Origin of the sequence: Actinomycetospora chlora (genome assembly GCF_039542135.1) — a bacterium.
In the GTDB taxonomy this organism is placed as follows: domain Bacteria; phylum Actinomycetota; class Actinomycetes; order Mycobacteriales; family Pseudonocardiaceae; genus Actinomycetospora; species Actinomycetospora chlora.
This window is the reverse complement of sequence record NZ_BAABHO010000057.1, coordinates 24562-35135: the sequence shown is the minus strand read 5'-3', so window position 1 is coordinate 35135 and position 10574 is coordinate 24562. Positions and strand designations below refer to the sequence as shown.

Annotated in this window: 10 protein-coding genes; 7 read left to right on the top strand and 3 right to left on the bottom strand. The window is 77.0% G+C overall.

The window, feature by feature from the left end:
- From ABD994_RS26210 to ABD994_RS26200, 3 genes are all read left to right on the top strand, one after another.
- On the top strand, positions 1-366 hold a 366-nt coding region (locus tag ABD994_RS26210), incomplete at its 5' end, for a hypothetical protein (protein ID WP_345422700.1).
- Positions 366-2810: an ATP-binding cassette domain-containing protein gene (locus ABD994_RS26205; protein ID WP_345422703.1), complete on the top strand. Its 2445-nt coding sequence runs from the start codon at positions 366-368 to the stop codon at positions 2808-2810. The genes ABD994_RS26210 and ABD994_RS26205, both read left to right, overlap by 1 nt.
- Before the next feature lie 103 nt (positions 2811-2913).
- A complete protein-coding gene (locus ABD994_RS26200; protein WP_345422697.1) occupies positions 2914-3315 on the top strand; it encodes a hypothetical protein in 402 nt (133 codons plus the stop codon).
- A 3-nt stretch (positions 3316-3318) separates the two neighbouring features.
- Here ABD994_RS26200 and ABD994_RS26195 read toward each other — a convergent pair whose 3' ends face one another.
- From ABD994_RS26195 to ABD994_RS26185, 3 genes are read right to left on the bottom strand one after another with little or no spacing between them, the layout of a single operon-like run.
- Positions 3319-4515, bottom strand: a complete 1197-nt coding sequence (locus tag ABD994_RS26195) for an FAD-dependent monooxygenase (protein ID WP_345422695.1) — start codon at positions 4513-4515, stop codon at positions 3319-3321.
- The gene (locus tag ABD994_RS26190) at positions 4512-5744 is read right to left on the bottom strand and encodes a GNAT family N-acetyltransferase (protein ID WP_345422691.1); all 1233 of its coding nucleotides are present in this window, start codon (positions 5742-5744) and stop codon (positions 4512-4514) included. Before ABD994_RS26190 ends, ABD994_RS26195 begins: the two co-directional genes overlap by 4 nt.
- Positions 5741-6886, bottom strand: coding sequence for a GNAT family N-acetyltransferase (locus ABD994_RS26185; protein ID WP_345422688.1), 1146 nt, complete (start codon positions 6884-6886; stop codon positions 5741-5743). Before ABD994_RS26185 ends, ABD994_RS26190 begins: the two co-directional genes overlap by 4 nt.
- 505 nt (positions 6887-7391) lie before the next feature.
- Here ABD994_RS26185 and ABD994_RS26180 point away from each other — a divergent pair.
- From ABD994_RS26180 to ABD994_RS26165, 4 genes are all read left to right on the top strand, one after another.
- Complete coding sequence (locus ABD994_RS26180) at positions 7392-7847, top strand: DUF4190 domain-containing protein (protein WP_345422683.1); 456 nt, start codon at positions 7392-7394, stop codon at positions 7845-7847.
- A 71-nt stretch (positions 7848-7918) separates the two neighbouring features.
- Positions 7919-8536: a TetR/AcrR family transcriptional regulator gene (locus ABD994_RS26175; protein ID WP_345422680.1), complete on the top strand. Its 618-nt coding sequence runs from the start codon at positions 7919-7921 to the stop codon at positions 8534-8536.
- Between the two features lie 187 nt (positions 8537-8723).
- The gene (locus tag ABD994_RS26170; RefSeq protein ID WP_345422677.1) at positions 8724-9947 is read left to right on the top strand and encodes a zinc ribbon domain-containing protein; all 1224 of its coding nucleotides are present in this window, start codon (positions 8724-8726) and stop codon (positions 9945-9947) included.
- A 32-nt stretch (positions 9948-9979) separates the two neighbouring features.
- A complete protein-coding gene (locus ABD994_RS26165) occupies positions 9980-10567 on the top strand; it encodes an ASCH domain-containing protein (protein WP_345422674.1) in 588 nt (195 codons plus the stop codon).
- Positions 10568-10574: the final 7 nt, after the last annotated feature.

The following is a 10574-nucleotide window of genomic DNA, read 5'->3' as shown; positions in this document are numbered from 1 at the left end:
CCGGCCCAGTTCGCCGAGGCCGTCGCCGCCCCGCCGTCGACGCCGGCCGGAGCCCCCGCGGTCACCGACGCGGCCGGCCGCGCGCTGCCCGCCGCGGTCGGCACCGGGGTGCAGGGCCTGTACGCGGCCCTGGGCGCCGGCGACCTGCCCGGCGTGCAGTCGCGCTACCGGCCCGCGGAGGAGTACGACGCCGCGCCGTGGTCGCAGGTGGCGCCGCTGCTCGCCGTGCCCGCCAACCGCGAGGCCCTCCAGGCCGCGCTGCGCGAGCCGCCGACGCGCCGCACCGGGGTCTACCGCTACGCCGCGGGCGGCGCCGTCGTCGGGATCGACACCCAGGGCCGCATGGCGTTCCTGCTCGTGCCGTGATGGGCGCCGACGCCGGCGCCCCGGCCGGGGCGCACCCCCACCGCGCACGGGCCGGCGGGCCCCTGGAGGTCCGGGCCGGGAGCCTGCGCCGCACCGTGCCGCCGGGCGGGTCGCTGCGGATCGGGCGCGACGAGGCCTCCGACATGCAGGTCCTCGGCCCCCGCGTGTCCCGCGAGCACTTGCTGATCCACCCGACGCCCGAGGGCTGGGTGATCGTCGACCGCAGCCGCAACGGCTCGTTCGCCGGCGGGCGCCCGTTCCGGGAGCTGCCGGTGACCGGCCCGGTCGCCGTCCGCCTCGGGGACGCGCAGGCCGGGCCGGAGGTGCACGTGGCCGCGCTCGCGCCGGCACCACCCCCGGCGCCCCCGAGCGGTCCGCACGCAACGGTCACCGTCCCGGCGGCCGAGCGCTCCTCGGCCCAGGGCCGGCTCTCCGCCGTGCACCAGCTCTCCACCACCCCCGACCGCGGGGGCTCCGGCCCCGCCGCCGCGCCGCGCCTGCGGATCGGCCGCGCGGAGGACAACGACGTCGTCGTCGCCGACCTCCTGGTCTCACGCCACCACGCCGAGCTCGTGCGCCGTCCCGGCGGCGGGTGGGACATCGTCGACCTCGGCAGCCCCAACGGCACCTTCGTCGACGGTGCCCGCGTGCGGCGGGCGCCGGTGGGGCCGACGTCGGTGGTCGGCATCGGCCACGCGCTGTTCCACCTGGAGGGTGACCGCCTCGTCCAGCACGTCGACACCGGCGACATCGGCTTCCGCGCCGACGGCCTCGTCGTGCGCGAGGGGGACAAGACGCTGCTGCACGGTGTCGGCTTCTCGCTCGGGCAGCGCAGCCTGCTCGCGGTCGTCGGCCCGTCGGGCGCGGGCAAGTCCACGCTGCTGCGGGCCCTGACCGGGTTCCGGCCCGCCGACGAGGGCGTCGTCGAGTACGCGGGACGCGACCTCTACGCCGACTACGACGAGCTGCGCCAGCGCATCGGCCTCGTGCCCCAGGACGACATCCTCCACCCCCAGCTCACCGTGCGGCGGGCGCTCGCCTACGCGGCGCGGCTGCGGTTCCCGACCGACGTGTCGGCGGCCGACCGCGACCGCCGGATCGACGAGGTGATCGGCGAGCTCGGCCTCACCGGCCAGGCCGAGCAGCGCATCGACTCCCTGTCCGGCGGCCAGCGCAAACGCACCAGCGTCGCCCTCGAGCTGCTGACCCGACCCTCCCTGCTCTTCCTCGACGAACCCACCTCCGGCCTCGACCCCGGACTCGACAAGTCCGTCATGCACACCCTGCGCGGCCTCGCCGACGACGGCCGCACCGTCGTCGTCGTCACCCACAACGTCGCCAACCTCGACGTCTGCGACCGCCTCCTGCTCCTCGCCCCCGGCGGCACCGTCGCCTACTTCGGGCCACCCCGCGAAGCCCTCCAGTACTTCGGCGTCACCGACTTCGCCGACCTCTTCCTGCTGCTCGACCGCCAGCAGGGCGTCGACTGGGCCGAGCGGTTCCGGCGCTCACCGCAGTGGGCCCGCTACGTCGGGGCGCCCGAGGCGCGTCGCCGCGACGTCGGCGTCACGGCCCCGGCGCAGGCGCCGCGCCAGCAGCCGGTGCTCACGCAGTTCGCCGTGCTGTGCCGGCGCTACCTGGCGGTGGTGCTGGCCGACCGGCAGTACACGATCTTCATGGCGGTGCTGCCGCTGCTGCTCGCCGTCCTCACCCACGCCCTGCCCGGCGACACGGGGCTCTCGCAGGCCGCCCAGCAGCGCGGGACGCCCGGCTCGCCGAACAGCCTGCTGCTCGTGTTCATCGTGGGCGCCGCCCTGATGGGGTCGGCGGCGTCGATCCGCGAGGTCGTCAAGGAACGCGAGATCTACCGCCGCGAGCGCGCGATCGGGCTCTCCCGCGGGGCGTACCTGGCGTCGAAGCTGACCGTGCTCGTCGTCATCACCGGCATCCAGGCCGTGCTGCTCGGCGTGCTCGGGATGCTCGGCCGGCCCGCGCCCGACGCGCCCGTGCTGCTCGGCTCCGGGACGCTCGAGATCGTCCTGGCGCTGGTGGCCGTGGCGGTGGCCAGCATGGGGCTGGGGCTCGCGGTGTCGGCGGCGATCACCAACGCCGACCGCGGGATGCCGCTGCTGGTGCTCCTCGCGATGCTGCAGTTCATCCTGTCCAGCGCGCTGCTGCAGATCGGCGGCAGCCCCGTGCTGGCGCAGCTGTCGTGGCTGGTGCCCGCCCGGTGGGGCTTCGCGCTCGGGGCGTCGACGATCGGCATCCCCAGCGGCCCGGGGCTCCCGACCCCGTACCGCGATCACGACCCGCTCTGGGACCACGACGCGCTCACGTGGGTGCTCGACATGGGCGCGCTCGTCGGGCTGATCGTGTTGTTCGCCGTCGTCACCACCGTGCTGCTGCGCCGGGTGGAGCCGATCCGCGGGGGCCGCCGGCGCTGAGCCCGGGTGACCGGCGGCTGCCACGGTCCTCTCAGGAACATCGCCGGGCGCCCGGAGCGTCAGAGGGTCGATCACACCGACACTCCGGCGAGGGAGACCCCCGATGAGCGACCCCGGCACCTCCGGCACCGACACCTACACCGCCGGCGACGGCTCCGTCTACGGCCCCGACGGCGGGCTGCTCTCCGTCCCGGCGGGGACGCCGAGCACGACCTCGTTCGACGAGGACCACGACGGCTACTACGAGACGTCCTCCACCGACGCCGACGGCGACGGCTACGCCGAGACCGCGTCGCGGGACGACGACCACGACGGGTACGACGAGGTCGCCCTGTCCGACCACGACCACGACGGTGCCGTCGACGAGGTCGTCGTCGACGCGAACGCCGACGGCTGGGGCGACGCCGCGATCACCGACGGCGCCGCCTACGGCGAGCACGGCCCCGTCGCGGTGGCCGACACCGACGGCGACAGCTACGCCGACGTCGTCATCCCGGTGCCCTGAGCGTCACGCGCCGTCCCGGCCCGCCAGGAGCCGGCGGGCGACCGCGGCCTGGTCCCACAGCACCCGGGCGATCCCGTGCCGCTCGGCGACCGCGCGGGCCCGCACGTACAGCCGCGGGGGCACCCGGGGCACGATCGCCGACCGCCGGCGGTGCAGGACGGCCTCGAAGACCGGCAGGTCGAGGTCGATGTAGCGCTCCACGTCCTCGAGCCAGCGGGCGCTGTGGGCGGCGTCGCGGCGCCGGGGCGCCAGGGCGGCGCGGCGCTCGCGCTCGTAGCGGGCGAGCGCCGCCGCCGTGTCCGGTTCCTCGCCGAGGGCCCGGACCAGGGCGATGGCGTCCTCGAGGGCGAGCGTGGTCCCGGAACCGATGGCGAAGTGCGTGGTGTGGGCGGCGTCCCCCACCAGCACCACGTCCCCGTCGCTCCAGCGCGCGCAGTGCACGGTGCGGAAGGCGAGCCAGGGCAGCGGCGCGTCGGGGTCGCCGCCGGGGGAGATCAGCGGGTGGCCGTCGAGGTGGCGCGCGAAGAGCCGTTCCAGGAGCGCCAGGCTCGCCGCGGCGTCCAGCCGGTCGAGCCCGAGCCCCCGCCACGTCGCCGGCGGGCACTCGACGATGAACGTGCTGTGCCCCTCGTCGTACCCGTAGGCGTGGCACCAGAGCCACCCGGCCGGCGACCGCACGAAGGCGAACAGGAACGGGTCGACCACCCTGGTCGTGCCCAGCCAGACGTACTGGTTGGCGCCCACCTCGACGGACGCGCCGAAGTCCCCCGCGCGGCGGAAGGCGCTGCCGGCGCCGTCGGCGGCGACCACCAGGTCGGCGTCCGGACGTGCCCCGGGCCCGACCTCGTGCTCGAACGCGAGCCGCACCCCGAGCCCCCGCGCGCGCTCGGCGAGGATGTCGAGCAGGTGCCGGCGGCCGATGCCGTACCCCCCGCTCGGGCGCGAGACGCGACCCGACCCCTCGACGTCGACGTCCTGCCCGCTCCAGGCGAAGGCGGCGTCGGCGATCTGCTCGGCCGTCGTCGGGTCGCCCGCGCGCAGCGCCTCCAGCAGCTCCTGCCAGAACACGACGCCCCAGCCGTGCGTGACGCCGGCCGGATTGCGCTCGACGACGGTGACCTCGTGGGCGGGGTCGGCGAGGCGCAGCAGCACCGCGGTGTAGAGGCCGGCGGGGCCGCCGCCGACGCAGGTGATCTTCACGGGCGACTCCCGGGGCTCGCGCGACGGACCGTGCCCGGCAGCGTCGACAGCCGGCCCGCGGCCCGGCGCCGCAGGTCGCGGGCGCCGTCGACGGCGCCGAAGAGGAGGGGGACGGCACGTCCGGCCGGACCGAGCCCGACGACCGTCGTGCCCAGCTCCTGCCGGTCGCCGAACAGGCCGCGGTCGGCCGCGCCGGGCTCGGCCGAGCTGTCGATCCACCGCAGGTCGGGACGTCCGTGGAACCAGTCCAGCAGGTCGGCGTCGAGCAGCGCCCCGGGCGAGGCGGCGGCCAGGCCCTCGTCGTAGGCCCGCTTGAACCCGAACAGCCCGCCGCCCGCGGTGATCGCCGTGCTCTGGGCGACGGCCCGGTCGCCGACCTCGAGGGACAGCAGCACGAAGCGGCCCTCGGCACCGCACCCCGACGCCACCTCGCGGAAGAAGGCGGCGTCGCCCTCGCGGCACAGCAGCGCGGTGCCGCGGCGCCCCTTCCAGCCCGCCGCCTCCAGCCGCAGGAACCGCTCGACGTCCCGGTGCCCGCGCTCGACGGTGACGACGTCGCCCGCGAGCTCGCGGCGCAGGACCCGCCGCCGCCGCGCGAGGTTCGCCCGGTTCCGCGAGGTGACCCACTCGCTCAGGTAGGTGTTCTCCGGGCGCCGGCGGACGACACCGCGGGCGCCCAGCGCGGTGTGGCGCGCCGGCCGCCCGGCGCACGCCCGCCGCAGCGCGGCGGCCACCGGCCCGCCGGCGGACAGGGTCGGCAGCTCCAGCCACGGTGCCGTGCGGAGCCCGTGCAGCGCGTCGAGGACCTCGGTCCACACGGCCTCCGGGTCCGCCTCCGGGTCCACCAGCGGCGTCCCGAGGAAGCAGTAGGGGTGCAACCAGGTCCGCAGGCCGGCCGCGTGCACCCGCCGCAGCGGCGTGCGGGCGGGCACCGGGACGAGCGCGCGGGGCGTCGCGTCGGCCACCGGCAGCAGGAAGACCATCCGGTCGCCGCGCTCCGCCACGACCAGGCGCAGCGACGGGGGCGGGGCCAGGTGGCGGGCCGCGGGCAGCAGTACCGGCGGGGCGAGGAACGGGTTGGGCTCGACGGCCCGGCGCTCGAGGTCGCGCCAGCGGGCCAGCCGGCGCGCGTCGTCGCGCACCTCCTCGACGGGCAGCACGCGGACCGCGGCACCGGGCCCCTCGGCGGGCCGCCGCACGACCGGGTCGGAACCCGTCCGGGCGCTCATCGCCGCCGGGCCCCCGGAAGCGTCACGCCGGCCGCGCGCACGGCCGTGCGCGCCCGCGAGCGCACGCCGCCGGGCACGTGACCGGCGACCGAGCGCAGACCCGACGTCCCGACCGCACGCCAGGTCGCCGGGTCGAGCGTCCCCGCCATCACCACGGTCGCCACCGGCAGGTTCTGGTCGGCGAAGCGCTGCTTGTACGGCTCGTCCCCCAGCAGCAGGTCGTACACCTGCGCCCCCTCCTCGATCGCGTCGCGGATGGTGTGCGCGAGCAGGACCAGGCCCGGCGACTTCGGCCCGTGGGCGGGGTCGAACCCGGCCAGGTAGTACGAGTAGCGGCCGCCGATCAGCCAGCCGTAGAACGCCGCGACCGGGACGCCGTCCAGCTCGAGGAACCACAGCCGCAGCCACCCGCGCTCCAGGGCGCGCCCGGCCCAGTCGGTGTGGAACGCCCGGACGCGGGCGCCGGCCGACGACGACCCGCCGCGGGTGCTCCACCGCGCCGTGTGCAGCGCGAAGAACGTCGCCATGTCGGCGCGCAGGCGCGCGGGGTCGTCGGCGCGGCGGAACACGAGGTCGTGCTCGCGCTCCATCGCCCGGTGGCGCCGTCCCCACTGGCTGCGGAAGTTGCGGCTGCGCGAGGCCAGGAAGTCCTCCCAGCTCCGCCCGCCCAACCGTAGGCGCGGGACGACGGAGGTGAGGACCTCGGTGGTGGCCAGGCGGCCGGGCCAGGCGTCGGCGAAGACCCGGAGCCAGGGCGCGCCGCGCTCGACGTTGTCGAGGACGAGCCGGGCCCGGCGGCGTCCCGTGCCGCCCACGACGTCGGCCACCACGCCCGCGGCGCTGCGGACCACCTCGTCCTCGAGACCGGGCGCCGCGAGCGGGGCGAACAGGTCGCCGACGTTGTGGCCGGCGAACCGCACCTCCCGGCCCCGGTGCGTGAACGGGAGCAGGCCGAGCACCCGGGCCGGGTCGTCGGCGTCGCGCACCCGGACGACGACGGCGTCGCTGTCCCCTCCGTAGTGCTCGCGCCACGCGCCGAACCATTCCGGGGTCAGGAACGCGTTCCCCACCGACTCCGCCATCGACCGCCAGGCGGCGGCCACGGATGCGGGGTCCTCGAGCGCCTCAGCTCGCACGGCCATCCGGCGGAGGCTAGCGACCATTCCGTCACGATCGCGAATGCGGCACCCGTTCCGGTCACGAATCGGCACCGGAACGGTCAGAACGGCCGGACACATGTTTCGCTTTTCGTCCAGATCGTGGTGCGTTCAGAATCCACAGCACTCCGTCGACGATGCGCTCCCGACCTGTGTCGATCTCATCGCTTCCACGTCTCCACCAGCGTCGGAGGGCACCGGAAAGGTCTCATACCTCCGGCGCGCGACCATTCCGACCACTAGCAGACACGCGAAAGGACGCACACGCGGCGACGAATGCCACACCGCACGCGAACGGACGTCTCGCGGTGCCGCCGGTGCCGCTCACCCCGGGCCGTCCGGCATTCTCCGCGCGCCCCGGCGGAACTGTCTCCCGTTCCCCGACGGTGGAGCCCGGGGCGGGCCACCGAATCGCGTCCGCCGCGACCGCGGCGACCCGATCGCCCACGTCGGGCGGAAACACCCGTGTCGGACGTCTAGTCTCCGCAGGATGAGCTCGTCCTGGGAACCGCCGCGCGACCCGTCGTCCGCGGGTGGCTCGGGCGGCCTCAACCCGTACTCGGACCCCTACCGCGCCGACTACGGGAGCAGCTACGACGCGCCCTCCCCCTACACCCCGTACCCGCCGAGCCCCTACGCCGGCGGGCCCTACCCGGGTGGGCCCTACCCCGCCCAGCCGTCGCCGTACGGGCCCGGCTACCAGCCCTCGCCGCCGGCGTCCGGCCTCGCGATCGCGGCGCTCGTGTGCGGCATTCTCGGCTTCTTCACCGCCGGGATCACCTCGATCCCGGCCGTCATCTGCGGCCACCTGGCCTGGCCGGACACCGGCAGCGGCCGCTACAGCGGCCACGGCATGACGATCGCCGGCCTCGTCCTGGGCTACCTGCCGATCCTCGGGTGGATCGTCTTCTGGCTGATCTTCGCCGTCACCGTCGCGTCCGTCTGAGGCCCCGGCCGCGCTATCGTCGGTTCAGTCACTGCAGCGCTGCGCTCCCCGCAGCGAGCCTGGGAGGTCCCGTGGCGGAGGACGTCCCCGCACGCCCCGGCCTGCGGGAGCGCAAGAAGGCCGCGACCCGCGCCGCGCTGCGCGACGCGGCCGTGCGCCTCGGGCGGGAGCACGGGCCGGACGGAGTGACGGTCGAGGCCATCTGCGCCGAGGTCGACGTCTCGCCGCGCACGTTCTTCAACCACTTCGCCAGCAAGGACGACGCGTTCTTCGGCGCCGGCCCCGAGGCCACCACCGACGTCACCGACGCGATCGTCGCGCGGCCCGCCGCCGAGGAACCGCTCGAGGCCGCCGCCGCGGTCCTCGCCGACGTCCTGGACACCGCCACCGGCTCGGGCACCTGGCACCAGCAGCTCCTGCTGCTGCGCGAGCACCCGGAGCTCCTCCCGCGCATGCACGCCGCGACCCGCGCCACCGAGGCGGCGGTCGCCGAAGGCGTCGCGCAGCGGACCGGCCACCCCGCGACCGACCCCTACGCGCGCACCGTCGCGGGCGTCGCGATGACCGCCGTGCGCGTGGCCGTCGGGCTCTGGCTCGACGGCCCGGAGACGCCCGGCGCCGCCGCCCGCGAGCGCCTGGCCGAGGTCGTCGCCCTCGTCCGCGCCGGGCTCGCCCCACCCCGGCGGTGACTCCCGTCCGGGCGATCGTGACCCGGCCTTCGTAACGGACCCCGCCGGTGGGCCGATCGAGTCGACGACCGGCCGCGGCGCGCCGGCGGCGAGGGGGCGCGGGATGGACGTGTGCGGTCGGTGCGGTCGGCGGCCGGCGATCGGGGGCTGGTGCGACGCGTGCCGCCACGGCGCCGCGGTGCCCGGGATGCCCGGCGCCCCCGCGGGCCGCCCGGCGGCGGTGCCGCCCGCGATGTGGGCCGCGATCGGCACCTCCGCCCTGGCCGCGGTGCTCGCCCTGGTCGGCGCGCTCACCACCTCCGTGGGCTACGGCGGCCTCGGCCTGATCATGGTGCTGCTCAGCGGCGTGCTCGCCGTGCCCGTGGTCTACGCCGTGATCGCGGTCGGCCTCTACCGCGGCAGCCGCGTCGCGCGCTGCGCCGGCTTCGTCGCCGGCCCGGTGCTGCTCGTCGCGGTCCCCGCCGCCGGGCTCGGGAGCGCCGCGCTCGTGCTGGCCGCCGTCCTCGGCGTGGTCGCCCCGTTCCCCGCCGCGCTGTCGGCCGGCGCGCGGGGCTTCATCGACGGCCCCTGGGGTGCGCCGACGCCGCAGGCGCCGTCCGTGGTGGTCGCCCGTCTCGTCCTCGCGGTCGTCGCCGCGCTGACGGCGCTGGGGGCCCTGATCGGGCTCGTCGGCGGCCTTCTCACCCTCACCTCGACCGCGGTGGCCGCCTCCTCGGCGAGCTCCGCCGGCGGGGAGCTCGGCGACGCCGTCGGCGGCCTGATCGGCCTCTTCGGCGGGGCGATCGGGGTGTTCGCGATCGTGTCCGGTCTCGTCTCGGCCGGCATGGCCCTGCTCGGCTTCTGGCTGCGCTCCGCGCTCGGCGCCCGGAACCGCGGCGCCCGGGTGGCGACGACCGTCGTCGCCGGCCTCGTGTCGCTCGTCGTGCTGGTCGGCCTCCTCGCCGGCGGCATCGGCGGGGCGGGCTCCCTGCTCCTCGGGGTCAACCTCGCGCTGATCGTGCTGCTCTGGGTGCCCTCGGACGCCCGGCAGCACTTCGGTGACGTGCCGCTGCCGCTGGTGGAGCACCTGCGGGGCCAGGTGGTGCACGCGGTCGCGCAGGTCGGGACCCCGGTGCGCGCCCCGGTGCCGGGACCGTTCGGGCCGCCGCGCCCGGCCGGTCCGGTCGGTGCGCCGGTCGGCGCCTCGACGGGGGCACCGTGGCCCGGCCCGACCCGCCCGGTCCCCTCCCCCGACGGCTCGGCCGTCACCGTGGGGCTCTCGACGGGCGCGCTCTCCGCTCACCGGGCCCCGACCGTCGTGCCCTCCGGACGCCACCCCCGGCCCGAGCTCGCCTGCCCGCGCTGCGGTGTCCCCGCGGCGCCCGGTGGCGCGTTCTGCGGCCACTGCGGGGGGCGGCTGACGGCCGCCTGACCCCGCGTCGCGAGCCCTGGCAGGCTGGCGCCGTGCTGTTCGCCCTGCGCTTCGCCGAGCCGATCGCGCGCGGCGAGGTCGACCTGACGTTCCGGCGCTGGCGGCGCGCCCAGGTGCGGCCGGGGCGCCCCTACCGGACGCCGGTGGGGCGGCTGCAGGTCGACGAGGTCGACGTGGTGGCCCCCGGGGACCTCGGGCCGGACGACGCCCGCCGCGCCGGGTTCGACTCCGTGCCGGCGCTGCTCGCGGAGGCCGACCGGCACGCCGCCCCCGACACCGCGCTCTACCGCGTGCGCTTCCACCCCCTCGACGAGCCCGACCCGCGCGCCGAGCTCGCCGCGACCGTGCCCGGCCCCGACGAGCTCGCCGCGGTCGTCCGGCGCCTCGACGCGATGGACGCCCGCAGCGGCCACGGGCCCTGGGCGTGGTCGACGCTGGCCACGATCCGCGAGCGGCCCGGCGTGCGGGCGCCCGACCTCGCGGCCTCCTTCGGCCGCGAGACCGCGCCGTTCAAGGCCGACGTGCGGCGGCTCAAGGCCCTGGGGCTGACGTACTCGCTGCCCGTGGGCTACGAGCTCTCGCCCCGCGGCCGCGCGGTGCTCGCGGCGCGGGACGGATAGCGCGGGG

What these genes read in the sequence shown, in the direction of transcription:
- ABD994_RS26205 (WP_345422703.1), top strand. Translation starts at nt 366, where the DNA reads ATGGGCGCCGACGCCGGCGCCCCGGCCGGGGCGCACCCCCACCGCGCA.
- ABD994_RS26200 (WP_345422697.1), top strand. Translation starts at nt 2,914, where the DNA reads ATGAGCGACCCCGGCACCTCCGGCACCGACACCTACACCGCCGGCGAC.
- ABD994_RS26190 (WP_345422691.1), bottom strand. Translation starts at nt 5,744, where the DNA reads ATGAGCGCCCGGACGGGTTCCGACCCGGTCGTGCGGCGGCCCGCCGAG.
- ABD994_RS26185 (WP_345422688.1), bottom strand. Translation starts at nt 6,886, where the DNA reads ATGGCCGTGCGAGCTGAGGCGCTCGAGGACCCCGCATCCGTGGCCGCC.
- ABD994_RS26180 (WP_345422683.1), top strand. Translation starts at nt 7,392, where the DNA reads ATGAGCTCGTCCTGGGAACCGCCGCGCGACCCGTCGTCCGCGGGTGGC.
- ABD994_RS26170 (WP_345422677.1), top strand. Translation starts at nt 8,724, where the DNA reads ATGCCCGGCGCCCCCGCGGGCCGCCCGGCGGCGGTGCCGCCCGCGATG.